We start from the raw sequence: 25,363 nt of genomic DNA on the forward strand, positions 1-25,363 counted from the left end.
TACGAAGAGGAGCGCCCGGCACCGGCGGGGGGCGAGTCTTGGTTGGATTGCTCCAAGAGTTCCGTTATAGATTAACTATTCTCTTGCTGGAAAGTAAGACAAGGAGGAACAGAACCATGCCAAAAATCTATTACGATGCAGACTGTGACATCAATGTACTGAAAGGAAAGACCGTAGCCGTCATTGGCTTCGGCAGCCAGGGCCATGCCCACGCGCTGAACCTGCGCGACAGCGGTGTCAACGTCATTGTTGGTCTTTATAAGGGCAGCAAGCGCTGGGAGCATGTCGAAAAAGATATGGGCTTTAAGGTCATGACAACTGCGGAGGCCACCAAGGCAGCAGATATCATCATGGTCCTGACCCCTGACGAAAAGCAGGCGGATATCTACAAAAACGATATTGAGCCAAACCTTTCCGCCGGCAAAGCACTTGCTTTTGCACACGGCTTCAACATCCACTTCGGTCAGATTAAGCCCCCGAAAGACGTTGATGTGTTCATGATTGCCCCGAAAGCGCCGGGTCACACCGTCCGCAGCGAATTTGTCGAAGGCAAAGGCACACCGGCACTGGTTGCCGTGCAGCAGGATGCTTCCGGCCACTGCCTGGAGATTGCCCTTGCTTACGGCGCAGGCCTCGGCGCCGCCCGTGCAGCTTTGATGGAGACAACCTTCCAGATTGAAACCGAAACCGACCTGTTTGGCGAGCAGGCTGTCCTTTGCGGCGGTGTTACCGCCCTGATGAAGGCCGGCTTTGAAACGCTGGTAGAGGCGGGCTATCCGCCGGAGAATGCTTACTTTGAGTGCATTCATGAAATGAAACTGATTGTTGACCTGATTTACACCGGCGGCTTCAGCTTCATGCGGTACTCCATTTCCGACACCGCAGAGTACGGCGACTACGAAACCGGCAAGCGTCTGGTAACCCCCGAAACCAAGGCGGAAATGAAAAAAATTCTGGACGAAATCCAGGATGGCACCTTTGCCTCCAAGTGGATCGCCGAAAACAAAAACGGTCGCAGCCACTTCAATGCCTGCCGCCGCATGAACGCAGAGCATCAGCTTGAAAAAGTCGGTGCGGAGCTGCGCAAAATGTACGCCTGGAACGAAGATAAATACGCTGACTAAGCTTTTCAACAAAAAAGACCTGCCGCTTTGCGCGCAGGTCTTTTTTTGGTAATTCGCATGGCGGCCTATTTTTTTCTTGAAACTTTTTCTAACTTCATATAAAATAAAGAGAATAGACAGGTTTGTCCGCACAACGAAGGAGAGATTTTATGGTTTGGCAGCGTTCCATTTTAAAAAGCAATGCAAAAGTTTCCCTGCGGGGGCAGTACGGCGTCAGTTTCGGCGTCAGCATCCTGCGCTCCCTCATTTCCGGCGCGGCATCGTTTCTGCTTCTGCTGATTCTGATGCTGCTTGCACCGTCCGCTCTGAATGAATGCCTGCAGGCCTTGTTTTACGCCGCACAAGACCGCAGCACGCTTCTGACGCAATCCCTGCTTGTCCCGCTCAGCCGCCTGCTTCTGCTGACAGTCGCCGCGGCAGTCTGCACGCTTTTCTTAAAAAGCGCCGTTACGGTTGGCTCTGCCCGGTTTTTCCTGCACAAGCGCTTCGGCGACACCCACGTTTCGACGCTCTTTACCGGCTTTCAGCAGCGCTGGGTACACACCGTCGGCGTGCTCTTTGTAACCGGCTTGATTGCCGGCATCTGGGAAGTGCTTGGCAACGCCATTTCCCGCAGCCTGCAAAGGCAGCAGGTGCCTGCGCTTGATATCGTCGCCTCCATCATTGCGATTGCGGGTCTTGTGGCAACCATTTACTTTGAAATCCGCTATTCCTATGTTGATTTTCTCTTGGCAGATAACCCGAATCTCGGCAACGGCCGCGCCCGCACAATCAGCAATCTGCTGACACAGGGAGAAAAAGGCCGCGTGTTCCTGTTTTACCTCTCCTTCATCGGCTGGTACCTTCTGGCGGCTCTCGCAAGCGTAATCATTCTTACCTGCACAATAATGCACGCGCTGTATGGCAGTCTGTCGGGGATGATGGACCCTTACACTTCCTATATGCCTTATCTGCAGATTCTTTCCTCCTTAGCAAGTGTGCTTCCGGCGCTGCTGTTCTGCGTGCTTTTGGAGTGGGTGCTGTTCAGCCTGATTTTGCCTTATGTGCAGAGTGCCCGCGCGGAGCTTTATATCTTTGTGCGCGACCGCGCACTGAACGCGGGGCTGCTGAACCCCGCCGAGTTGAACCTGCCGGTGCCCGCGCCGCAGGCACCGCCGCAGCAGCCGCCTGTCTGCTGAAAAGCGGCTAAAGACCAGGATGAACGCAATCTAGGAGGCAGAAACTTGAAACTGCTGTATCTGACTTTTCAGGAAGACGACGTTTTATACGCCGGTGTTGTTAAAAAAATCAAGGGGCAGGCTGCCGCGTTTTCCAAGCTCGGCTTCAGCGTCACTTACTCTTTGTGGCAGAAAAACAACTTCCGCTTTTACGGTCATGCAGAAAAAACGATTCCCATCAGCGCCGAGCACGGGCTGATGGCTCGCTTTTATGAGATTGCCGCAGAGCACCTGCTGCAAAATCCCTACCATATTCTCTATGTTCGGCTGGATCGGATTGACTTCGGCGTTCTCAAGCTGCTGCGCACCGCACGGGCCGTTGGCGTGCAGAAAATCATTCTGGAAATCCCCAACTACCCGTATCTAGACACCTACCGAAACTCCTACCGTTTTGTAGAGAATAAAATACAGCGGGCGGTTTCGGCGGTAAAGGTCAACCTCGGCGCACTGCAAGACCAGCTTGCCGGTCCGCAGCTGAAATCCCTGTGCGACGCCGTCATTCTGTTTGGGGACAGTGCCGAAACCTTTTACGGTGTCAAAGCGATGAACGCCACCAACGGGATTGACTGCGATGCCCTGTCGGCGGTTCCGTGGCCAAAAAGCGACCGCACCATCCGGATGATCGGTGTTGCCGGTACGCTGTGGTGGCAGGCTTACGACCGCGTTCTGCAGGGAATGCACAACTACTACGCACAAAACGCCCAACCGGTATTTGACTTCCGCTTTACGCTGGTGGGTGGAGATGCCAAAGAAATGCCGGAGTTTCACCAAACCGTCAAAACCCTCGGGCTGTCCGACCGCGTGGAAACCCCCGGCTTCCAAACCGGAAAAGCGCTGCAAGCTTCCTATGACCGCGCAGATGTCGGCATTTCCACACTCGGCTGTTACCGCCGCGGCATTACGCGCTGTTCCTCGCTGAAAGCGCGTGAGTACGCCGCAGTTGGTCTGCCTTTCCTGTACGCATATGACGACGACTCTCTGCCCGGCGACGCCGCCTGGGCGCTCCGTGTGCCCAATGATAACACGCCGGTCAGCATGGAGCAGCTTGCGCGGTTCGTGCAGGCCTGCCGTGATGATCCGCGCACCGTCATCGAGGAACGGAATTTCGCAGAGGAAACCTACGACTGGGTCGCCATTCTGCACCGCTTCCTGGAATTTTCGGGGTTTGAATTTCCGCCGCTTTCCAGTCAGGTTTAAATCCTCCTGAAAATAGACACAAAAGACGACCGCCGCACAGGCAGTCGTCTTTTTTCTGGCTTTCTGCGTCCAAATCCGCTATAATAGAACACAGAATGACACACGGCGCCGCAAAAAGCCGGCACCGGGACTCGGAGGTTCGCTATGAGAAGAAACAGACCCCTGCGGCTGGGACGCACCGCAGAACTGCTGCTGCTTACAGTCGCGGCAACGGCGGTGGCTGTGTCTGTCATTTTTATGACGGTCGGCCGCGCCAAACGCACCGGCGGAGAGGCGCAGGTCACCAGCACCATTGTCAAGGAACGCATCCTGCACATCAATGAGCTTTCCACGGTCAAATATATGTACACCAATGTCGGAAAATTTTCGCAGTCCAATGATTTTTACGGCTACGAGATTCCGTTTACCACCAAAAGTTTTTTGATTACCTATGACGGTACCATCAAGGCCGGCGTGGATCTGCAGAATGCCGACGTTTCTGTCACCGACAGCACCGTCACACTGACCCTGCCGCCCGCAAAGGTGCTTTCACACGAGATTGACGAAAGCTCTATCCAGGTCTACGATGAAACCAAAAATATCTTTAACCCCATCAGTGTCAAGGACTACACCGACTTCGCCGCCAAAGAAAAAACAAAAATGGAGCAGAAAGCGATCAGCCACGGGCTGCTCAAAGAGGCTGCCGAGAAAGCAGAAACAAACCTTTCCGAACTGTTGACTTCTGTGGTGGGCAGTCGGAAGGTGGTTCTCCGCGAGCAGGCAGTATCCTCTGCGGCAGGCACTTCCTCCGCAGGGGAATCTTCCGCGCAGGCAGACAGCAGCGGCTCTTGAGCCTCAAAAAGGCAAAAAAGGCAGCCGCCGCGTTTTCAAAACGCAGGCGGCCGCTTCCCGGTCTATTTTGCTTTTTTTGCGTCCGCTTTCTGCTGAAAGCGCTCACTGCCCACCGCAACACGCCTATGCGTGCCGGTTGCGCACACGCCAGCCTCATCCTCAGCTCGCAGTGTAAATGTAAAACCGCGCCCCTCATGCGCTGTCAGCTGTGCGGTTACGGTCACATCCATCCCCAGCGGCGTAGGGGCGGTGTGCTCCACACTGATGGCACAGCCAACCGTGGTCTGCCCCTCCGGCAAAAGCCGCTGTGCCAGCTGCGCGGCCGCCTTTTCAAACCATGCGCACACCACCGGCGTGGCAAGCACCCGCAAGCTTCCGCTGCCGACGTTTACCGCCAGCATTTCCTCTGTTACTTCCTGTGTCAGAACCACTGTCTCTGCCATTTGCGATTCCCCCATAAAATGCTATGCTATTTGTAAAAGCAATTTGCTTTTATTGTACCAAAATTTCATGTGAAAGCCAAGGCGGCACTGTGCCGCCTTATGAAGGAGTCTTCCTGATGCAGTACCCAAAAGCCGTTTTATTCGATTATGGCATGACATTATGCACCGAACCGCCCGCCGACATTGAAAAAGGCTATGCCGCACTTCTGCAAAACGCAGCCTACAACCCACACCACGTTACCGCCGCACAGCTGACCGAAACCGCAGAGCAGGCAAAGCGCGACCTCGGTTGGTTCGGGCCCGAGCAAAACGAAGTTCTGGAAACCTATTACCTTTCGTTTCTGCACTATCTGCTTGAACAGTTCGACATCACCCTGCGCGTCAGCACCCTGCGGGCAGAGCAGATTTACTGGGACGCCTGCTCCCCCGCCACGCCTGCTCCCTACATAAAGGATGTGCTCACCGCGCTGCAGGCGCAGCACATTCCTTTCGGCGTGGTCAGCAACCTCTGCTTTACCGGCGCAACCCTGGAGCGCCGCCTGCACGCCTGCTTTCCGGATGACCCCTTTCGGTTCATCCTTGCCAGCAGCGAATACTGCTTCCGCAAGCCGAATACCCGCTTTTTCGCTCTCGCCCTGCATAAAATGGGCATAGCCCCTGCAGACACGTGGTTCTGCGGCGACAATCCTGTCTGTGACATTGAGGGGGCTGCTGCTGCAGGGATGCATCCGCTCTGGTACCGCTGCCAAAATGACTTTGCGCAGTGCCGGCAGCCGGAGGCTCCCTGCACCAAGCTGTCTGACTGGCGCGGCTTTTTAGACCTGCTTGCGCAGAGCCACTGAAAATTTATGCAAAAATACAGTGCTTTGTCCATTCCTTTTTCAAAATAATATGGTAAAATGACAGTATCCATCATGCTATTTCGGTTGAAAGGAGCCTTTACAAACATGGAAAAACGAAAAACCTGCCCCAGCTGCGGCGCTTCCAATCCCGCCGACGCCGCTTACTGTGAGCAGTGCGGTATCCGCATGGAACCAGAAGCAGCAACCGCACAGACAGAACCCACAGAGCCTGCCGCCCAGGCTGTGCCGAATCCCGCAGCAGCCGACGGAAGCGCCCGCCCGACCGATGCGCCGCAGGAGCCGGCATCCGCAGGCACCGGCGAATCCGCTTCGCAGGCAGCCGCTGCCGATGAGCAGCCGCAGCCAAACGCCGCGCCCAACGGCCAGCAGCCGCCGTATCAGCCCGGTTACGGTTACGGCGCACCGCAGCCAAACGCCGCGCCCGACAGCCAGCAGCCGCCGTACCAGCCCGGTTATGGTTACGGCGCACCGCAGCCAAACGGTCAGCACCCGCCCTACCAGCCCGGCTTTGGTTACGGCACACCCGGCGCTCAGCCGCCGTATGGATACGGCGGCTTCCCACGCCCGTCCCGCCCGCAGTTCCCGTTTGGGCAAATTGACCGTATTTTCGGGCACTTTGACGGCCGCTTCGTCCCCGGCAGCCTGACCCCTGTGCGCAGCCGTTCTGTGGCGGCAATTCTATGCCTGCTGCTCGGCCCGTTCGGTCTTCACAAATTTTACACCGGTCAGTGGGGTTGGGGCGTGGTGTACCTGTTCCTGCTTATCACCCTTGGCTGGACCGGCTGGATCTGGGGCATTGCCTATGCGGTTTCCCTGACAGAGGCAATCCTGCTGTTTACCATGAGCAACGACGACTTTCAGAATAAATATCACGTGCGCGCCTCATAAGGGCGCAGCCCCGCAGCCGGTTCCCCTTTGCCTGCGGGGCTTTTCCGCAGGCAGAATCCGGATTTTCTTTGTTCCGCTATCGCTTCCGCCTTGCGTTTCCCGTGCGGGAATGGTATACTCTTAGATAGATTAAGACACTTGAAACAGAGCCGTCTGCAAGGGGCTTCCCGCGGCTCGTTTGTCGGAAAAGAAGGAAAAGACTGCATGAAACTTGGCATCGTGGGGCTGCCGAATGTCGGCAAAAGCACCCTTTTTAACGCAATCACCAACGCAGGCGCACAGAGCGCCAACTACCCGTTCTGCACCATCGAACCCAATGTGGGTGTCGTGGCTGTGCCGGACAAGCGCCTGGACAAGCTGGCGGAAATGTACCATCCGCAGAAGTACACCCCGGCAACCATTGAATTTGTGGATATCGCAGGTCTGGTAAAAGGCGCCAGCAAGGGCGAGGGTCTGGGAAACAAATTCCTCGCGAATATTCGTGAGGTAGACGCCATCATCCACGTGGTACGTTGCTTTGTAAACGACGACATCGTGCACGTTGAGGGCAGCATTGACCCGGCACGCGACATCGACACCATCAATGTGGAGCTGATTCTTTCCGACCTGGAGGTTTTAGACCGCCGCATTGACAAAACCAAAAAGATGATAAAGGCGGACAAATCCTATCAGGAGGAGCTGGACTTTTTCCTGCGCGTGAAAGAAGCGCTTGACAACGGCAAGCCTGCCCGCAGCGTGGAATGCACCGAAGACGAAGCGGCGCTGCTCGCAACGGTAAACCTGCTGACCAACAAGCCCATCCTTTATGCCGCCAACATGAGCGAAGAAGACTTTAAAAACGGGATTCAAGGCAACGAATACCTGAAAGTCGTCGAGGACATTGCCCGGCAGGAGCACGCGGGCGTTCTGCCCATTTGCGCGGAAATCGAAGCGGAAATCTCCAACCTGGAGCCGGAGGAAAAGGAAATTTTCCTCGCCGATATGGGCTTGACCGAGTCCGGACTGGACCGCCTGATTCAGGCTTCCTACTCGCTGCTGGGGCTCATTAGCTACCTGACCGCCGGAGAGCCGGAGGTGCGCGCCTGGACCATCACAAAGGGCACCAAGGCGCCCCAGGCCGCCGGCAAGATTCACTCTGACTTCGAGCGCGGCTTCATCCGCGCGGAAGTGGTCGCTTTTAACGATTTAGTGTCCAGCGGCAGCATGAACGCTGCCCGTGAAAAGGGTCTGGTTCGCAGCGAGGGCAAGGACTATGTCATGCAGGACGGTGACGTGGTTCTGTTCCGCTTTAACGTGTAACAAAACTTTGTCCATTTTGCGGGGATAATTTTTACACCTCCGCTTAAGATAAAATGGAGCATAAAGGAGGATATCGTCATGGAACTCAAAGGCAGTAAAACAGAAGCAAACCTTGCCGCGGCGTTCGCCGGCGAAAGTCAGGCACGCAACAAGTACACCTACTATGCCAGCAAGGCAAAAAAAGAAGGTTACGAACAGATTGCGGCGATTTTTGAAGAAACCGCAAACAACGAAAAAGAACACGCAAAACTCTGGTTCAAGCTTCTTCATGACAACAATATCCCAGATACCGTCACCAACCTGACGGACGCAGCCGCAGGCGAGCGGTACGAGTGGACCGAAATGTACAAGGAGTTTGCAGACACCGCAGAGGCAGAGGGCTTCACCGCCATTGCCGCCACCATGCGCATGATTGCCAGCGTGGAAAAATCCCACGAAGAGCGCTACCGCAAATTGCTTGACAACCTGAAAGAAGACATTGTTTTCCGGTGCGAAGAAGAAACCGTCTGGGTGTGCCGCAACTGCGGTTACATCTATGTGGGTCGCGAGGCACCGAAGGTATGTCCCGCCTGCAAACATCCGCAGGCGTACTTCGAGCGCCGCGCGGAAAACTACTAATTGGCCTTTTTCTCCCCCTTTTTATAAGGAAAGACCGGCTGCTGAACTTTCTCAGCAGCCGGTCTTTTTTTGCATTTCTCTTTTTCTGCTCTGCCCGCAGGCGGTCAGCGGGTCACCGTGCACGCAAATACACGATACGCTTGCCCGCCGATGGAAATATACACACCGGCGTTTCCAGGCTTCAGGCAGCGGTAGCTGTAGTAATAAGCCGTACGCCCGTCCGCCTGCCGCACACTGCCGTTAAAGCGGGTGGAAAGCACAGAACCATCGCCGACCGTATATACCGGCAGCGCGCTGCTGCTGTTGGGCACAATGCGGAACGCGTAAGTCTGCCCAACGCGCATATGTACATCCACGGTCGTATCGCTGGTAAACGGCGGTGTGGAAAGCGAAACCGTAAACAGCCGCTGTGCCATCCCATTTACATTCGCATAAATGCCGGTTTCCTCGCCGCTGTGCCCGCAGCCGTAAACCTCCATCTGCATTTCGCCGGTAGAGGCATCCCACGGCTTCAGCACGTGCAGCTGCGCAACTGCGCCGTTGCCGCAGACCATCTGCGGCTTTGTTTTGCTGGTAACCGTAAAGGTTCGCGCCGAGCCAAGCGGCAGCACCGTCTGTCCGGTGCGGCTGCTTTGGACTGCCGGCGCATTGGCAAAAACTTTAATGGCTGCGTTTCCGGTTGTACTGCCGCGCTCTGTCTGCAGGCGGTCATTACCCGCCTGGTCTTTCCAGCCGGCGTTCGCTTCCTTGTAGTAGCTTTGTCCTGCCGTGCAGCTAATCTCCACGCCGTAACCGTCCTCGGAGATGTTGGACTTGCCGGACTCCACCAACACGCCGTAAAGCGTCTGCCCGTCTTCCGGATAGCTAACCTGCTCCACCACAGAGAAAGTATCGCCTTTGTTAAGCAGGAGATTGCTCCCCAGTGGAACCGTGTAATACCCCGCATCGGAAAAGGTCTTTTTCAGCGACACCAGATGACCACCGCTCGCGGGATTCCCCTCTGTGGGGTTTACATAGATGTCAATCGTTGCAGTCGCGTTGGCGCGCGCTGCCTGTACGGAAACCGCCTGCAGCTGGGTGTCTTCCCGTGCTGTAAACACATTTGCAAACTGCACCGGTTCATCCGAACTCCATACGGAAGCGCCCAGACCGGCACCATCGTACTGGTAAATCTGCGAATAGGTGTGCGCGGTCTGTGTTCCCTTGTAAGCGGTATTTTCCATTTCGAAGGAAGTTGGTTCGCTCAGGGAAAGGTCGTAATAGGACAGGTAGAAATAGCCGTCGCTGCCGACACCGCCCTCATCACTTTTGCCGGAAGTCCAGGTTGCGCTGCTGCCCCAGCTGTTTTTCACCAACCAGGCACCGTCACCCTGCGGCGTGCTGACAAAGTTCTCTTTGGCGTAATTATCATCCCAGCCAACCAGCGTTACCTCGTGGTTAGCGTAATACAGTTTTTTGTCATTGCAATAGTACCCGTTTGTATCTTCGCCGTAAAAACGATTCTGTTCCGCAGTGTCTTCCGGTGCGTGATACCCCACGCTCACCGCACCCTGCTGCATGATTGCCTGTTTCACCGCGGTGCGCGCCTCACTGCTGTAAGAAATGTCGCCGGGCAGGCCGTTGCGCTGCAGGTCATACACAACCGGCTCCGGCAGAAAAACCGCATTCTGCAGGTGCGAACGGGAAATGGTCTGCAGAGAAGAATCCGTCACAGCCTGCAGCTTTCCGGATGCGGTCGTTTTGTACGGCAAATCGGACTCGTCCGCCGCACCGTACCAGCGGGCCAATGTCGGCACAGAAATAGCACGAGAACCGCCGATATTAAACGTATCCGCAGTGGTAAAGGTGTCGGCGCCGGCATACTGGCTGACCGTGCCGCTGTTTTGACCATGAAACGCGAACCAGACCAGATGCTTTTCGGAAAGGTCAACCGCCTGCCCTGCGGCCGCAACGGAGGAAAAAGCAGTGCCCAAAGACTTCAGTGTGGTCAGAAGATTGCTTTCTGCAGAACCAAGCGCACCAAACGCCCAGCAGGTGCCATTGCTTTTCTGATCCTTAACCGGCGTTACCCGGTTTTCCGTGCGCAGGTCATAGCTTGCCGGCAGTGTGCTTTGTGCGCGCCGTAGCGCAGTCCGCGCTGTCGGCTCGTGGTCTTCTGCCATGGTCAGATAAGCGCCGTTCTGCTGCAGTTCGCCAACCTTAACAAGGTGCGAACTGCTGCTGACCGCCGTACCGGCCGCGCTGACCGGCACACTGACCGACAGCAATAGCGCCAGAACCGTACCGACCGCGATTCCCTTTTGAAAATGTTTCATATTATTTTCCCTTTCGTGTTTCCGCGCCCGCCTGCCCGCGGTTTATTTTCTGGCAGCATGAACTCCTAATTCTTTCTATTATAAGCCGCACGGTTCGCGCAGGTCAAGTCCAGCAAAAAGCCGCGGCAGAAGTAAAAAAACTCCGCCGCGGCTTTTCGTCTTTTCTCATGCCTGTACAGTACAGTAAAACACGCGGTACGGCACACCGTCTATGGTGATATAGATGCCGGCTTCGCCCGCCGACTTACAGGTGAACTGATAGTAATAAGCCACCGAGCCGTTAGAGAGCCGCTTGCTGCCGGAATACCCGGTTGCTAAGATTTTACCGTTGCCGGAAGTGTAGCTTGGTACCTTGCTGCTGTCATCGGGAATAATTCGAAAACAGTACGTGTCACCCACGCGTTTGATAAAATTCACCGTTGTGTCACTGGAGAACGGCGGATTAAACAGTGTCACGGTGCAGAGAAGCTTTGTTTCTCCATCCGTCGTCATCGAAATATCCGCACTTTCACCGGCGTGGCCGTGGCCGTAAACTTCGACTTCCGTATCGCCTGTCTGTGCATTACGCGAAACCATGCGCACCTTCGCGGCTGCGTCACTGCTGCTGGTAAACACCGGCACAGAAGTACTGGATATATGAAACACATACGTGGAACCGACCGCCAGGTTTTTTGCAGCACCGGCTGTTTCCAACGCCGTACTGGACTGCTCCGCCTGCGGATTGTCCGATGCAAACGCCTTGATGACCGCATTGCCAACCTTGCTTCCATCATTGTTGAAGCCGCTCTTTTCCGCTAAATCCACCCAGTCGCCGCCGCTTGCGGACATATAACTCTGTCCGGCGCCGCACACCACCTGCACGCTCATATTGCCAAGGGACTTTCCGGTTTCATACAGCATGGCATAGCGCGTACTGCCGCTTCGCTGGAACGAGGAGGACTCTACCACCGCAAAAGTTTCTCCCTTTTTAAGAGAAAAGGACTGGCTGCCCAGAGCAATAGTGTAATACCCCGCATTCGTGAAATTCCGCGTCAGGGACGCAACGTGCTCTCCGCTGGTCGGATTCCCCGCGGAAGGGTTCTTATAGACATCCACTGTCACCGTGCTGCCCGCAGCGATGGCATAAGCGGAAACTGCCTCCAAGGTGCTGTTGCTGCGCGCGGTAAATACATTTGCAAAAGATGTGGGCTGCTTCATGCTGTACCAGCCCGCCCCCATACCGACACCGTCGTACTGATAAATTTCATCATACGTATGCGCGGTGTTGGAGGAGCTGTAACGGATTGATTCCATCTCAAACGATGTGGGTTCCACAAACGACTGGTCATAATAGGAAAGGTAAAAATATCCGTCTGTGCCGTTTCGGTTCGAAGTGCCGGTGCCCCAGCTGTTTTTGACAATCCACGCACCGTTCTTTGCCGGACGGTTCGACGCATTGAAGTTTGTACGTGCGTAGTTGTCGTCCCAACCGACAATGCTGACCTCATGGTTAGACTGCAGGTCGCGCGGGCAAAAATACGCAGCGGTAGAGGCGTTATAATACGCTTTATTCTCTGCCGTCGAAGTGGGAGAATGATACCCCACGCTGACCGCGCCGTCTGTTTTGACCGCCTGCTTGATGGCGGTCAGTGCCGCCGTGTCAATGACACCGCGCTGCACCGGTTCCGGCAGATACACCGCATTTTCCAAGTGTGCACGGGAAATCGTCTGCAGGGCGTTATTCCCCACCGACTGCACATTTCCCTTCGCATCCATAAGGTACGGCAAATCCTTTTCATCCGCACTGCCGTACCACCGCGCCAGTGTCGGCACGGAAATAAAGCGGGAACCGCCCGTTGTAAACGGATCAGCGGCAGAAAATGTGTCATTGCCCGCATACTGGCTGGTTTCCTGCCGGTTAGTTCCGTTAAAAGCGAACCACACCAGCTGTCGCTCGGAAAGGTTCACCGCAGCACCGGCGGCCGCCGGTGTTGCAAAGCGGATGCCCTGTTCCCGCAAAGTCGTCAGCAGGTTGGACTCCGCGGACGCAACTGTGCCGAATGCCCAGCAGGTGCCGTCCTTGCCCTGTGCCTTGACCGTGGTCACACGTGCGGAGCCGCTGTCGTTACGCAGGTCAAACTTTGCCGGCAGGGTGCTGCCGGTACGCAGCCCCTTGCCGGGCTGTGCCTGCTGCGCTGCGTGGTCTGTTTGCATGGTGACGAAACCGTCGTTTACCTGCAACTCCCCCACCCGCTCCGGCGTGGTTTCGGGAACCGAGGCCGCCTCGGCCGGCGCTGCTGTGGCGGCAGCAGTCAGAAGGACTGCCGCTGTAAAGGCTGCGAAAAACTTCCGTATTTTTAGCTTCTTCATTGTGGCACCCCTCCAATATTGAAAATAAAATTCTTAAAATTGTTTTATCAATCCGTGTTTGTCTTCTCCGCTTTCCTGTGTCTGCGCAGATCCCTGAAAAACTGCCGGAGCACCTCTGCACACTCGGCTTCCAGCAGTCCCTGCTCCACCTGCGGATGGTGATTATAAGGCAGCGCGTACAAATCGACCACAGAGCCGCAGGAGCCAGCTTTTGCATCCTTTGCACCGTACACCAGGCGCGGAATGCGGGCGTTCAGGATTGCTCCCGCGCACATCGGACATGGCTCCAACGTCACATACAGCGTGCACTGCCAGAGCCGCCAGCCGCTCAGCGCTTTGCAGCCGCCGGAGATTGCCTCCAGCTCTGCATGGCACAGGGCGTTTTTGCCGGTTTCCCGCCGGTTTTGCCCCTCTGCAATGATTTCCCCGTCTTTGACAAGAACCGCGCCGACCGGCACCTCACCGCGCGCCGCCGCCTGCTTTGCCAGCTCCAGCGCACGACGCATACACTGCTCATCCGTCATCATGACCGCACCATATAGAAAATGCTGAACCCGATGCCGTACACCAGCATGAGCACGCCGCCCGCCGAAGTGACCAGCCCGCGCATCCTGCCACCCAGGGTAGAAACCATGCGCTGCACCGGCACCCACAGCTTTGCGAAGGACTCCGGCCCCTGCCGCACCAGCCGCACCAGCACCAGCGCCAGCCCGGCGGCAAATACCACAGCAAAATACGTGATAGAAAACACATTGGAAACCTGTGACCCGAAGCTTTGCCCCAAAACGGATGCCAGCGTGGCAAGCCCGTTGTTCAGCATATGCAGCAGCATCCCCGGAAGCATATTATCCGTGCGCACCCGCAGGTACCCAAACACCAAACCGACCAGGGTGGCAAACACAAACTGTCCGGCGTTGCCATGGTAAAGGCCAAACAGTATGGAGGAAACCAGAATAGCAAACCAGTCACCCCACCTGCGCAAGCTGCCCAGAACCGCGCCGCGAAACAGGATTTCCTCGACCAGAGGCGGAATCACCGTACTGTAAATCATATAGAACGCCTGCGTGCTGAAGGATTTGTCTAACGGCATATCCGGAATGTTTCCGGAAAGCCCAACCGCCTGCAAAAATGCCTGCACCGCCTGGGTGGGCCAGTTGCTTGCAAGCGTCAGCATCATACCAACCACGCACAGCAGCAGCACATCGGCGCGCGTCAGGCCGACCTTTTGCGGCCGACTGAACGGCAGAAGCCGCTCGACCGATTCCTCTCCGGTCATCACATAAATCATGGGGATCAGCGCCAGAAACAGATAGCCGATGCAGGAAGAAAGGTACTCCAGCAGCGTGCTGTGCGCTCCCTCAGCGGCCCCCGCCGCGTAAAGCGCCGCAACCAGCAAAAACTGGACAGCCATCATCAGACCAATGGAACCCAGCACCATCCAGCCGGCTCTGCCAGCTGCCCGCTGCGCTCCCCGGCGCTCGTTCCTTTCGTAAATCCGGAGTTGCAGAAAATCGGAATTTGTCAGGTTAGAATGATTCATTTTTTACCCCTTTTCGTTCCGTCTGCTATCTCCACGCCCCAATTATACCGCGCCCTACTAGGGATTGCAAGAGACAGCAGAAAGAAAAACAAAATTTCATGGTTTTTTTACGGTTGTTTCTATCTTATGCAGTTTTGCACGGCGCACACCGCCGAAAATGACAAAAAGAACCCACCGCAACGCTTCTGACGTGTGATGAGTTCTTTCAAAAACAGAATGTTCCGGCGCGTTCCTTGTTTCCGTTCATGCGGCGGCGCGGTGCTGCCGGTTCAGCTGGTTGAGCCATACCAGCAGCCCAACGGTCAGCAGAGCAAACCCCGCGCTGCCGTAGCCCACACTGGAAAGGCCCGCACCCGAAACCAGCAGCCCCCCGACAAACGAGCCCAGCGAAATGCCAAAATTGAAGAAGATGGAGTTGAAGGAGGACGCCAGCACCATGGAGCCCGGATAATCTGTTTCCGCCACTGCGAAAAAGTGCAGCTGAATCGGCGCGTTCAGCAGATACATGGTCACGCCCAGCAGCAGGATTTCCACCGTGCCCCCCATCTGGCTGTGCAGAAACAGCTGCAGCACCAGAAACAAAACCGCCTGCAGCAGAAACACCCACGGCATCCGGCGCAAACCGCCTTTTTCCGCCAGCACTCCGGAAAGCAGGTTGCTGGCAATGGAGGTCAATCCGTAAAGGAACAGCACTGTGCTGACTGCCGATGCCGGATAGTGCAGCGAGGTCATCAGAATCGGGCGTAAATAGGTGTAAAACACATAAAACCCCGCCGCGCTGAACAGCGGCAGCAACACACCAATCTGAATGCGCCGGTCGCGCAGAATCTGCAGGTTTCCTGCCTTGCCCTTGGCTTGCGGCAAGGCGCCGGTGCGCGGCAGCAGCACCGCCAACAGCGCAAGCACCGCCAGTCTCAGCACCACAATCGTTAAAAAGGAATACCGCCATCCGGCATGAACGCTAATCCACGTACCGGCCGGTACCCCCAACACCGAGGCAATGCTGAAGCCGGAAAAAACATAAGAGACTGCCTTAGCGCGCTTTTCCGGCGGCACCATTTCATCTACAAATGTGAAGCCGAGCGAGATCATCGGGCCGGATACCACCGCGGTCAAAATCCGCGAAGCCAGCAGGCTGCCGTAGCTGCTGCTGAAAAAGCTCAGCAGGTTGCCCAAAATGAAGAGCACCGTCAGCACCAGAAGCGCCGTATAGCGCCGGTACCGCCCCAGCAGCGTGGTCACCAGCGGCGTAACCAGCGCATACACCAGCGCAAAGACCGTCACCAAATCTCCTGCCTGCGTAACGGGTATCTGCAGACTGGCCGCGATGTCCGATAGAATGCCCACAACCAAAAACTCACTGCATCCCAAAATAAAACTCATCCATACCAGGGCTGCAACCTGCAGCCACATCTTTTTCATTGGTCTACCCCTCTTTAAAACGATGCCGCAAAGCAGCGCGGTTCCGCACGCTGTCTGCTTTGCGGGATTTTTGATACCCCTCTGTTCGCCTGTCACAGCGGGGCGGACACTTTGGCGCACCGCCAAAAGCACCGTTGGCAGACGCACGCGGTGCTTTTTCAGTGCATCTCCCTGCGGCAGCGCCACCAGCGCTGCAACTGCCATCTCCCCTTGCCGTTTGCAGGAACAGAAGCGCCGCTTTTTCCGTTTCATTATAGCGTATGCGCCCCCAAAAGACAATCCTCTTTGCGTGTTTGCGCAAAGAGGATTGTCAAGGAATTTTTCATTAAAAGTAAAGTTCGCCCTGAAAAAGCATTTCCGTTACAAAGCTTTATATGGGAGATATACTAATCCACTTCCCTTTGTCGGCAATTCATGCGTCAATATTGCAACTAAAATCTCTTTGGTGCTAGGGTATGTATGCAAACCATCAAGATAATCAAAGAAAAACGGCGGCGACTCTTGCGTTTCAAAAATAAACTCTCGCCCAAAAACAAGCCAAAATAATATGATAAATGCCTTGACATTCACGCTGCGTGATAGTCTATACTCCAAGTAACATTAAAATATGTGAGTAGGATTTCACTATCAAGCAAATAAGGAAAAGGTGAGATTATGGAAATTAACATTTTGAACACGCACAAGCTTTACTGTGAAATGATGTCCATACCCGACAAAGATAGGTCGGCATTTTTCAATGAAAAAATACTTGAGCCGTTTGCGCCTATGTTTGAAAAAACTATGATGCCGCGCAATCCAGAGGCAATGTTTTGTTTCCCTTTAACAGGTGCAGATGATGTCGCTAAGGGTATGCTTAATCAACTAATGGCTATGAATGTTTGGACCGAAGCCAGATATGTGATTGAAAATTCCATGAATGATTTGCAAAAAGTCGGTATTAAAATGCCAGAAAAAATGAACTTCAGTACGGCAAAGAAATTCGCAAAAGATTTGGTGACGTTGCTATAGATGCCAGCAATGCCAAGATAATAAAATTAACGAACGCACAATATGAGGATATGCAAAAGTTATCTCAACAAATAAATAGTGCGCTGAAAACGGCTTTTGAACAGGGGGATCCCTCCAGTGAGCTTGCACAGCAAGTATGCACTTGGCATAAGGAATGGTTAGGATATTACTGGAATCACTACTCAAAGGAAGCACACCTCGGATTAGCTCAAGCGTATGTTGCTGACCCTCGTTTCGAAAAATACTATGATGATATTAAACAAGGTTGCGCTGAATTTTTGTTTGAAGCATTGAAAATTTATTGCAAGTAAATATGCACTTAAAATACAAACACAATATATGCAACCCACCGTGTAAGCAAAGGGGTAGGAACTGCTGTTCGGCAGAAAAAACCTGTTCTTCCCCTACTGAGCACGGAAATCCCGGTGTTTTCCTCAAAAAAGACGGCCGCAGCGTTTTGCCCTGCAGCCGTCTTTTAAATTGGTAGATTTTGTGGACCTCAAAGCCTTTGATATTTTTCCAGCAGGCGGGCAGCCAGGCGGCTGTCCACGTGCGTAAAGTCGTCGCTCTGCGCACCGCTGCACTGCGCATTGATTTCCAGTGCCTTCTGGTACGTGGCAAAGCGGGTCGCCTTTTTCAGCGGATTCGCCTCCCCTTCCAGAAAGAACAGAAAGCCCATGCGGTCGGTCGCGGGATTCGCAAAGCAAAAGCAGCCCGCCTCCACCGCTTTGCCCTGCTTTTCTTCCACGATGGCCGCCAGGCCTGTTTTGACCAGTTCCACACCCACATCGTCCAGATCCGCCTCAAAAATGAGGACTTTTTCTTTCAGCTCCATCGGGGAGGTTACCGCGCGCTTCTGAACGCCGGACAGCTGTGGGAATCGGGTGTCTACCTCGACTTTTTTCAGATCCTGCTCGCTGCCTTCCGGCACCAAATAGATCATGAATTTCTTCGCCTTGTCATGGTACAGGCAGGGATAAACCAGCTCCGCCTGATAGCCGCAGTGCGGGCATTGCCAGTCGAAAAGGGTTTCATCCAAAACCTTCTGCCGCAGCGCCGGCTCCGTATCCGCGCTGATGCCGGTCCACATCTTTGTGCGCACCGGCTTTCCGCACTGCGGGCAGCAGACATCTTTATTCACCTGAGTAGACATAAAATAAAAACACCCCCGTGTTTGATTGCTGATGATACAGGATTTTATTATACCACAATTGCGCCGAAATGCCTACCGAAAACCCAACTCCTCCGTGAAATTTTTACCCTGCCGCGGGAAAAAGCGCCTTTCTCTCAAATACCCCTGTTAAAAGCGCCGCCGATGCGGTATAATAAAGCCAAATAACTGACCACAACTATTTCCGCATCGGTACCCGGTGCGGCACGGAGGAACGAATCATGGGAATACTCGATTCTTTTGGAAAACAGCTTTCCGGCACATTTGACAGCCTGCGTGAAAAAAACCACCGCTCGGCTGTCATCAACCGGCTGCGCATTGTCATCAAAAATGAGCGCGAAAACAGTGCCCGCGCCTACGTTGCCCTGGGAAAATATTACTACGAACATTTGCGCGCGCAGGGCAACGCCGAAACCGAAGCGCTGTGCGCCTCCATTGATGACAGCGACCGCCGCTTGAAACGCGCTTTTGCGCATTTGGAAGAAATCCGCGAGCAAACCATTGCACAGGTACCGGAAACCGAGTGTGCCGACTGCAGTGACGACTGCAGCGCCTGCAAGTTCCAGGACAACTGCGGCAACACCGAAGCCGCGCCTGCCGAAACGGAATCCACGGAAACCCCCAAGGAACCGTCAGAGCCGATTCCGTCTGCTCCGCTCGCTGCACCGATTCCGCCGGAGCCTGCCGTTACACCGGCGGAAGAGGAAGCCGCCCCGGAGGAACCTGAAGCGTGAAAGGAAAAGTATTGGTAGGCATGAGCGGCGGCGTCGACAGCAGCGTTGCCGCTCTTTTACTGCAGCGTGACGGCTGGGACGTGGTGGGCTGCACGCTGCGGCTGCATTTGGACGACCCCGCCTTTCCTACGCGGGAGGGTGGCTGCTGCTCCTTTCAGGACGTGCAGGATGCCCGCCGCATCTGCTACAAACTGGGCATTGACCACTTCATTTTCAATTTTACCGATTTGTTTGAAGACCGCGTCATCCGCAACTTCATGGAGGAATACGCTGCCGGACATACCCCCAACCCCTGCATCCGCTGCAACCGCTGGCTCAAATTCGGCGCCATGCTGCAGCGCGCCAGGGAACTGGGCTGCGACGCTGTGGCCACCGGACACTACGCCATTGTACAGCAGGGGAACAACGGCCGCTGGCAGCTGCGCGCCTCCCCCACCGGCAAGGATCAGAGCTATGTGCTGTACAGCCTGACACAGGAGCAGCTGGCACACACGCTGCTGCCGCTTGCTTCCCTGCCAAAGTCTGCAGTGCGCGCCATTGCGGAGGACGCCGGCCTGCCGGTTGCGCACAAACCGGACAGCCAGGAAATCTGCTTTGTTCCGGACAATGACTATGCCGCTTTTCTCTGCCGCCGTGGGCAGGTCAGCGAGCCGGGCGACTTTGTGGATGCACAGGGAACGGTACTGGGCCGTCATCGCGGACTGACGCACTACACCGTCGGGCAGCGCAAAGGGCTGGGTATCGCCTTTGGGCAGCCAATGTATGTGACCCGTCTGGACGCAGTGCACAACCGCGTTGTTCTCGGGCCGGAGGGCAGCCAATACAGTCGTTCGCTGCTTGTGCGCGACCTGAACTGGGTTTCGATTTCCGCACCGGAAGCGCCGCTGCACCTGCAGGCAAAAATTCGCTATCAGGCGCGTCCGGCTGCGGCCACGGCGGTGCCGCAGCCGGACGGCGCGCTGCGACTCAACTTTGACGAACCGCAGCGCGCGCCCGCGCCGGGGCAGGCCGCTGTTTTTTATGACGACGACTTACTGCTGGGCGGCGGCATAATTACACAAACGTTCGCACTGTAAAACAAACGCCCGGAGGCTTCCGTTTGAGCTGGAAGTTTCCGGGCGTTTAAGTTTCCGGTCAGTCGCTGGGAATAAAGCAGCTGTACCGCAGTGCGTGCTGCAGCCGACACGCCGCCCGCTGCAGATGTTTGGAAACTGTCGGCGAAGTAATGCCCAGCGCGGCAGCGATGTCTTTCACCCGCTGCCCGGCAAGCCGGCGCTCCAGGCACTCGCGCTGCCGCTGTGTCAACTCCTGCCGCATGGCCAGCCGCAGTGCTCGGCGCATAGCGTCGTAGCGGTAGTCCGGCTGGTCCGGGCCGGAACCGCTCAGCTCCTGCGGCAGCAGGTCGTAACTCAAAATTTGATGTCTCACTGCCTGTACCCCCTAAGGTAAAGTCCTGTGCTGCGGCACTCCAGATACATCTGGTACAGCATACTTTCGCGTGCAGCCAGGGTGCGGCTCTCCTCCACACCGAGCCCCGTTCTTTTTAAGGCTGCTCTGACCGGCGCCAGATGCGCCTTGAGCACAGCTGCCTCCTGCAGATATTCTTCTCCCCATTTTTGAAAATCCATGATGCTTTACCACTCACTTTCTGTTGTGCAGCGGAATTCCTCTATTTCTTATCATACAAAACATTTGTTCATTATGCAATATCTTTTTAGAAACTTTGTTCAGCAACGCGGAGCAAAGGTCCAAACTTGAGCCTTTGCTGCCTTGCATTCGGTTCTTTCCCATGATAAAATAAAGAAAAGCTTATGAAGGAGCGAAAAGAATTTGCAAAAAGAGGAGATTCGACAGAAGGCGATTCACTGGAAACAGCGTTTGCTCACTTTTTTCAAGTGGATTTTCATTAGCATCAGTGTCGGCGGACTCATCGGCGGCGGTGTCGGCACGCTGTTCTACTACATGATGCAGTGGAGCACGCAAACGCGCATGAGCCACCCTTGGCTTCTGTACTTTCTCCCTGCAGGCGGTCTGCTGATTGTCTGGCTGTACCACCTTTGCGGCATTCAGGAAAGCCGGGGCACCAATCTGGTTCTGCTGGCCATCCGCTCACCACAGCCGCTTCCGGTTCGGATGGGGCCGCTCATTTTTGCGGCAACCGTCCTGACCCACCTGTTCGGCGGCTCTGCCGGACGCGAGGGTGCCGCCCTGCAAATCGGTGGCAGCCTCGGTTACGGCGCAGGTCGTCTGTTCAAACTGGATGAAAAGGCCATTCATGTGGTTACCATGTGCGGCATGGCGGCAGTTTTTTCCGCACTGTTTGGCACGCCGGTTGCCGCGGCGGTTTTCGCGCTGGAGGTCACCAGTGTTGGTCAGATGTACTACTCCGCGCTGGTTCCGGTTTCGATTTCCAGCCTGCTTGCCTCCGGCATTGCCACCCGTTTGGGCGCCATCCCCACACACTTCGCGCTGGCGGAGGTGGACGGAAATATCCATCTGCTGCCCGCGCTGCAGGTCGCCATTCTGGCAGCACTGTGTGCGGTTGTGGCCATCCTGTTTTGCCGCGCCATGCAGCTGGCAGGTCGCCTGTACCAGCGCTTTCTGCCAAACCCGTATGTACGCGTTGCGGTCGGCGGCGCACTGGTCGCCGCTCTAATGCTCCTAAGCGGCTCCACAGACTACGAGGGTGCCGGCGGCGACGTGATTGCACGCGCCATCGGCGGAAACGCCCGCCCGGAAGCTTTCCTGCTAAAAATTTTCTTCACGGCGCTGACACTCGGCGCAGGATTCAAAGGCGGCGAAATTGTGCCCAGCTTTTTCATCGGTGCTACATTCGGCTGCTGGGCGGGCGGCCTGCTTGGGCTGGACCCCGGGCTTGGCGCCGCAGTCGGTCTGCTGTGTGTTTTCTGCGGCGTGGTCAACTGCCCGCTAACCGCCCTGCTGCTCGGCTGCTCGATTTTCGGCTACAGTGGTGCACCGTACTTTTTCCTGGGGTGCGCCATTTCCTACGCACTTTCCGGTTACACAGGTCTATATGCGGAACAGCTGATTTTGTACAGCAAATTCCATCCACAGTACATCCATAAAAAAATCGGATAGCCAGAAAAAGCCGGGGGTAGTTTTCCACACTACCCCCGACTTTCTGTTGAAAAGTTTTTTCCCTCACGGATTTTTCCGCGGCTGCGGATGCTCCGGCAGTTGCAGCTGCTTTGTCAGCACCGCCAAATCGCACCATCTGCCAAGCTTGTACCCCACATGTGGATAAACGCACAAATCCTGATACCCGCACCGGTGATGAAACCCCATGCTTTCCGGATTCGGCACACTGATCTGCGCATACAGCTGCGCCACGCCCATTTGATACAGCCGTGCTTCCAGCGCGTGGTACAGCGCGCTGCCCGCACCATGCCCACGCTCGTTTCGAGCCAGGTAAATGCTGACCTCCGCAGACCACTGAAACGCAGCGCGTTCCTGCAGCTGATGCGCATAGGCATAGCCCAGCACCTGCCCGCCGCTTTCACAAACAAGCCAGGGAAACGTCCTTTCGACCTCCCGCACACGGCGCACCATCTCTGCAGCATCCGGTGCGGTTTCTTCAAAGGTGACCACGGTTTCCCGAACATACGGCGCATAAATTTCCGCAAGCCGCGGCGCGTCCGCCGGCTGTGCCGCGCGAATTTTCAACTTCTGGTTCATGGCTTTCTATGTCCTCTTTTCTAAAGAATACAGCAAAAAAGAGCAGCCGCAAACCAGCAGCTGCTCTTTCATTATACAGTTCCGACTCGTTCTTTGAACGATATGCGTAAAGACGCATGGCGCTAATTCAAATATATCGCGCGGGCCTCGGTTGCCCGAATCTGTACGTTACATATAGTATACGCATAATGCTGTAAAATGTCAATAGGAATTTAAAATTTTTAGAGAAACAAATAAAATCTCCCGAAAAAGTTTTGAAATAAAGGTGCCTGTCCGGTCTTTTTTCGACTACAGCGCCGGCATTATTTTCCCAACAGGGTCTTTCCGCCTTCTGAAAGCTGCGCAATCAGGCGGATACTTTCCGCCTCATCCTTTCCTTTCGCGGAAAGGTACACCTTAATTTTCGGCTCTGTGCCGGAGGGGCGCACAATGACCTTACAGCCATTTTCCAGACGATACTCCAGCACGTTGGATTTCGGCAGGGCGATGGTGCTTTCACGTCCACCGTCGCAGCGCACGCTGCGCTCATAATCACTCCAGCCCGAAACCCGGAAGCCGGCAATCTCTGCAGGAGCCTGCTTGCGCAGACCATCCATAATCTGCTGCATCTGCAGCATCCCGTCTTCCCCTTCGAAGCCAAAATTCAGCAGACCGTTGCGGTAGTACCCGTACTTTTTGTACAGCGCCTCTATGGCGTCCGCCAGCGTCATGCCTTTGGCTTTGTACCAACTTGCCATCTCGCAAATTAGCATGGTGGCATCCACCGCATCCTTGTCGCGCACATAGCCGCCGGAAAGATAGCCGTAGCTTTCCTCAAAACCAAGCAGGAACCGCTCCTCCTCGCCTTTCTCCTCCAGCAAAGCAATCTGGTCGCCGATGTACTTAAAGCCGGTCAGCACGCGGTGCATTTCTATGCCGTAGGTTTCTGCCACAGCATCCGCCATATCGGTGCTGACAATGGTGGTAACGCCCACCGGCACTTTCGGCAGACGACCCTGCTCTTTTTTCGCGCTGGCGATGAAGTCCAGCAGCAGCACGCCCACTTCATTGCCGGACATCAAGCGAAAGTCTGCTCCATCCTTCACCGCAATGCCGCAGCGGTCGCAGTCCGGGTCGGTTGCAATCAGCAGGTCTGCACCGGTTTTCTGGCACAGTTCCAGTCCCTTTTGCAGTGCCTCCTTGATTTCCGGATTCGGGAACGGGCAGGTCGGGAAATTGCCGTCCGGCCACTCTTGCTCTGGCACAACATCCACCTGCTGCACACCCAGCCGCTGCATCATGCGGGTGCAGCAGACACGGCCTGTGCCGTTGAGCGGTGTATAAACCACATGGAGGTTGTCACAGGGTACCTGCAGAATCCGCTCGGCAAACACCGCGTCCAGAAACGCGTTCTGCACCTTGTCGGGAATGGTGACAATCAGCCCCTGCTGCACTGCCTGCTCATACGCCATGCGGCGGATATCCGCAAACAGGTCGGTATGGTCAATCTCGCTCTGCACGTCCGCCGCCATCTGCGCCGTAATCTGGCAGCCGTCGCTGCCATAAACCTTGTAGCCATTGTACTTGGCAGGGTTGTGGCTTGCGGTCACATTAATGCCCGCGTCACAGTGCAGGTACCGCACAGCAAAGGAAAGCGTCGGCGTCGGAGAAAGCCACGGGTACAGGTGCGCGGTAATGCCGTTTGCGGCAAGCACCGCGGCGCTTTCTTTCGCAAAGATATCTGACTTGATGCGGCTGTCGTACGCAATCGCCACGCTGGGTCGGCGGCCGGAAGCGTGCTTGTTGAGATAATTAGCAAGCCCCTGTGTGGCCTGTCCGACTGTGTAAACGTTCATCCGGTTGGTGCCTGCGCCGAGGACACCGCGCAGACCCGCTGTGCCAAAGGAAAGGCTGCGATAGAAGCGGTCGTTGATTTCTTCCGGCTGCTTCTCAATCGCCTGCAATTCTTTTGTCAGATCCGCATCTGCCAAACTGTGTGAAAGCCATCTCTGATATTCTGTCATAGAAAAGTCCTCCCAGTCCAATGCATTTTCATTTTCTGATACAGGGACTGCCTGTTGCAAACGGGAAAGAGCAGTCCTTTTTCATTAGCGTATCATTCCCGCCAGGAAATGTCAATGTACAGCTTTATCGAATCGGTACAATATTTGTTGCAATACCCGCCTCGGTCAAGTCTACAAAGCCGTAAGTTCCCCCCCAGCCATGCAGCGAACCGGGATTCAGAATGTACAGGCCGTTCTCATAATCCATGAGCGCCTCATGCGTATGCCCAAACAGAAGGATGTCCGCGCCGCGCTCCTGTGCCAGACGAACCGCCTCGCTCAAACCGTACTTCACGTTTTCCGCGTAGCCGTGCGTCAGCAGCAGCTTTTTGCCTGCCAGCGTCAGCAGCCTGTGCGCGGGCAGCCGGCTGCCCCAGTCGCAGTTTCCGCGCACCATGTAAAACTGCTTTTCCGGAAATGCCCGCTGCGCTTCCAGCGCCTCCTGCTCGCCGTCCCCCAGATGCACAACCACTTCCGCAGACGGCTGCTGCACAATCGCCCGGTCAAGCGCTGCCCGGTCGTGGTGCGTGTCTGACACTACCAATACTCGCATTTTTTAAGAACCTCCATGTGAATTGACTCATATCGTAAGAACAGGAAGCATAC

General features: G+C 55.4%; 25 protein-coding genes. 13 read left to right on the forward strand and 12 right to left on the reverse strand.

Features of this window, described 5'->3' with window-relative positions:
- The first annotated feature begins 116 nt into the window (after window positions 1-116).
- The 4 genes from ilvC (at window position 117) to PXC00_RS13565 (ending at window position 4,369) form a co-directional block, all read left to right on the forward strand.
- A complete protein-coding gene (gene ilvC / locus PXC00_RS13550) occupies window positions 117-1,124 on the forward strand; it encodes a ketol-acid reductoisomerase (RefSeq protein WP_275844253.1) in 1,008 nt (335 codons plus the stop codon).
- 149 nt (window positions 1,125-1,273) lie between these two features.
- Window positions 1,274-2,302: a DUF975 family protein gene (locus tag PXC00_RS13555; protein WP_275844254.1), complete on the forward strand. Its 1,029-nt coding sequence runs from the start codon at window positions 1,274-1,276 to the stop codon at window positions 2,300-2,302.
- Window positions 2,303-2,347: 45 nt separating this feature from the next.
- On the forward strand, window positions 2,348-3,538 hold the full coding sequence (locus PXC00_RS13560; protein WP_275844255.1) for a glycosyltransferase: 1,191 nt from the start codon (window positions 2,348-2,350) through the stop codon (window positions 3,536-3,538).
- 144 nt (window positions 3,539-3,682) lie between these two features.
- Window positions 3,683-4,369 (forward strand): DUF4230 domain-containing protein, encoded by a 687-nt coding sequence (locus tag PXC00_RS13565; protein ID WP_275844256.1) that lies wholly within the window; start codon window positions 3,683-3,685, stop codon window positions 4,367-4,369.
- Between the two features lie 62 nt (window positions 4,370-4,431).
- On the opposite strand, the gene PXC00_RS13570 is transcribed toward PXC00_RS13565, so the two are convergent.
- On the reverse strand, window positions 4,432-4,812 hold the full coding sequence (locus PXC00_RS13570; protein ID WP_275844257.1) for a thioesterase family protein: 381 nt from the start codon (window positions 4,810-4,812) through the stop codon (window positions 4,432-4,434).
- Window positions 4,813-4,928: 116 nt separating this feature from the next.
- Between PXC00_RS13570 and PXC00_RS13575 the strand changes: the two genes are divergently transcribed.
- The 4 genes from PXC00_RS13575 to rbr all read left to right on the forward strand — a co-directional run bounded on the left by PXC00_RS13575 (window position 4,929) and on the right by rbr (window position 8,480).
- Window positions 4,929-5,654 carry an HAD family hydrolase gene (locus tag PXC00_RS13575; protein ID WP_275844258.1) on the forward strand — a complete coding sequence of 242 codons (726 nt, stop codon included), beginning with the start codon at window positions 4,929-4,931 and terminating at the stop codon, window positions 5,652-5,654.
- Between the two features lie 105 nt (window positions 5,655-5,759).
- The gene (locus tag PXC00_RS13580) at window positions 5,760-6,563 is read left to right on the forward strand and encodes an NINE protein (protein WP_275844259.1); all 804 of its coding nucleotides are present in this window, start codon (window positions 5,760-5,762) and stop codon (window positions 6,561-6,563) included.
- A gap of 204 nt (window positions 6,564-6,767) precedes the next feature.
- Window positions 6,768-7,862, forward strand: a complete 1,095-nt coding sequence (gene ychF, locus PXC00_RS13585; RefSeq protein ID WP_275844296.1) for a redox-regulated ATPase YchF — start codon at window positions 6,768-6,770, stop codon at window positions 7,860-7,862.
- A gap of 78 nt (window positions 7,863-7,940) precedes the next feature.
- Entirely contained in the window at window positions 7,941-8,480 is a 540-nt protein-coding gene (gene rbr / locus PXC00_RS13590) for a rubrerythrin (RefSeq protein ID WP_275844260.1), read from the forward strand.
- A gap of 104 nt (window positions 8,481-8,584) precedes the next feature.
- Here the strand turns inward: rbr and PXC00_RS13595 are convergent, their stop codons facing one another.
- From PXC00_RS13595 to PXC00_RS13615, 5 genes are all read right to left on the reverse strand, one after another.
- Window positions 8,585-10,795 carry a C1 family peptidase gene (locus tag PXC00_RS13595; RefSeq protein ID WP_275844261.1) on the reverse strand — a complete coding sequence of 737 codons (2,211 nt, stop codon included), beginning with the start codon at window positions 10,793-10,795 and terminating at the stop codon, window positions 8,585-8,587.
- Window positions 10,796-10,960: 165 nt separating this feature from the next.
- Window positions 10,961-13,144, reverse strand: coding sequence for a C1 family peptidase (locus tag PXC00_RS13600; protein ID WP_275844262.1), 2,184 nt, complete (start codon window positions 13,142-13,144; stop codon window positions 10,961-10,963).
- Window positions 13,145-13,191: 47 nt separating this feature from the next.
- Complete coding sequence (gene tadA / locus PXC00_RS13605) at window positions 13,192-13,668, reverse strand: tRNA adenosine(34) deaminase TadA (RefSeq protein WP_275844297.1); 477 nt, start codon at window positions 13,666-13,668, stop codon at window positions 13,192-13,194.
- Entirely contained in the window at window positions 13,668-14,684 is a 1,017-nt protein-coding gene (locus PXC00_RS13610; RefSeq protein ID WP_275844263.1) for a CPBP family intramembrane glutamic endopeptidase, read from the reverse strand. Before PXC00_RS13610 ends, tadA begins: the two co-directional genes overlap by 1 nt.
- A gap of 243 nt (window positions 14,685-14,927) precedes the next feature.
- The gene (locus tag PXC00_RS13615) at window positions 14,928-16,358 is read right to left on the reverse strand and encodes an MFS transporter (RefSeq protein ID WP_316935013.1); all 1,431 of its coding nucleotides are present in this window, start codon (window positions 16,356-16,358) and stop codon (window positions 14,928-14,930) included.
- 402 nt (window positions 16,359-16,760) lie between these two features.
- Here PXC00_RS13615 and PXC00_RS13620 point away from each other — a divergent pair, with 402 nt between their 5' ends.
- Window positions 16,761-17,114, forward strand: a complete 354-nt coding sequence (locus PXC00_RS13620; RefSeq protein WP_275844266.1) for a hypothetical protein — start codon at window positions 16,761-16,763, stop codon at window positions 17,112-17,114.
- A gap of 17 nt (window positions 17,115-17,131) precedes the next feature.
- Entirely contained in the window at window positions 17,132-17,425 is a 294-nt protein-coding gene (locus tag PXC00_RS13625; protein WP_275844298.1) for a TipAS antibiotic-recognition domain-containing protein, read from the forward strand.
- Between the two features lie 188 nt (window positions 17,426-17,613).
- On the opposite strand, the gene PXC00_RS13630 is transcribed toward PXC00_RS13625, so the two are convergent.
- Complete coding sequence (locus PXC00_RS13630) at window positions 17,614-18,267, reverse strand: CpXC domain-containing protein (RefSeq protein WP_275844267.1); 654 nt, start codon at window positions 18,265-18,267, stop codon at window positions 17,614-17,616.
- Between the two features lie 239 nt (window positions 18,268-18,506).
- On the opposite strand from PXC00_RS13630, the gene PXC00_RS13635 reads away from it, so the two are divergent.
- Both PXC00_RS13635 and mnmA read left to right on the forward strand, forming a co-directional pair.
- Complete coding sequence (locus tag PXC00_RS13635; RefSeq protein ID WP_275844268.1) at window positions 18,507-19,019, forward strand: hypothetical protein; 513 nt, start codon at window positions 18,507-18,509, stop codon at window positions 19,017-19,019.
- A complete protein-coding gene (gene mnmA / locus PXC00_RS13640; RefSeq protein ID WP_275844269.1) occupies window positions 19,016-20,095 on the forward strand; it encodes a tRNA 2-thiouridine(34) synthase MnmA in 1,080 nt (359 codons plus the stop codon). Before PXC00_RS13635 ends, mnmA begins: the two co-directional genes overlap by 4 nt.
- 58 nt (window positions 20,096-20,153) lie before the next feature.
- On the opposite strand, the gene PXC00_RS13645 is transcribed toward mnmA, so the two are convergent.
- The gene (locus tag PXC00_RS13645; protein ID WP_275844270.1) at window positions 20,154-20,447 is read right to left on the reverse strand and encodes a LuxR C-terminal-related transcriptional regulator; all 294 of its coding nucleotides are present in this window, start codon (window positions 20,445-20,447) and stop codon (window positions 20,154-20,156) included.
- Window positions 20,444-20,647 carry a hypothetical protein gene (locus PXC00_RS13650; RefSeq protein WP_275844271.1) on the reverse strand — a complete coding sequence of 68 codons (204 nt, stop codon included), beginning with the start codon at window positions 20,645-20,647 and terminating at the stop codon, window positions 20,444-20,446. The genes PXC00_RS13645 and PXC00_RS13650 overlap by 4 nt, the downstream gene beginning before the upstream one ends.
- Before the next feature lie 202 nt (window positions 20,648-20,849).
- On the opposite strand from PXC00_RS13650, the gene PXC00_RS13655 reads away from it, so the two are divergent.
- The gene (locus tag PXC00_RS13655) at window positions 20,850-22,118 is read left to right on the forward strand and encodes a chloride channel protein (protein ID WP_275844272.1); all 1,269 of its coding nucleotides are present in this window, start codon (window positions 20,850-20,852) and stop codon (window positions 22,116-22,118) included.
- A gap of 63 nt (window positions 22,119-22,181) precedes the next feature.
- Here PXC00_RS13655 and PXC00_RS13660 read toward each other — a convergent pair whose 3' ends face one another.
- The 3 genes from PXC00_RS13660 to PXC00_RS13670 all read right to left on the reverse strand — a co-directional run bounded on the left by PXC00_RS13660 (window position 22,182) and on the right by PXC00_RS13670 (window position 25,310).
- The gene (locus PXC00_RS13660; protein WP_275844273.1) at window positions 22,182-22,715 is read right to left on the reverse strand and encodes a GNAT family N-acetyltransferase; all 534 of its coding nucleotides are present in this window, start codon (window positions 22,713-22,715) and stop codon (window positions 22,182-22,184) included.
- Window positions 22,716-23,017: 302 nt separating this feature from the next.
- Window positions 23,018-24,718, reverse strand: a complete 1,701-nt coding sequence (locus tag PXC00_RS13665) for a phospho-sugar mutase (RefSeq protein ID WP_275844274.1) — start codon at window positions 24,716-24,718, stop codon at window positions 23,018-23,020.
- Between the two features lie 124 nt (window positions 24,719-24,842).
- Window positions 24,843-25,310, reverse strand: a complete 468-nt coding sequence (locus PXC00_RS13670; protein ID WP_275844275.1) for a metallophosphoesterase — start codon at window positions 25,308-25,310, stop codon at window positions 24,843-24,845.
- Window positions 25,311-25,363: the final 53 nt, after the last annotated feature.

Origin of the sequence: Caproicibacterium argilliputei (assembly GCF_029211325.2) — a bacterium.
GTDB classification, from domain to species: domain Bacteria; phylum Bacillota; class Clostridia; order Oscillospirales; family Acutalibacteraceae; genus Caproicibacterium; species Caproicibacterium argilliputei.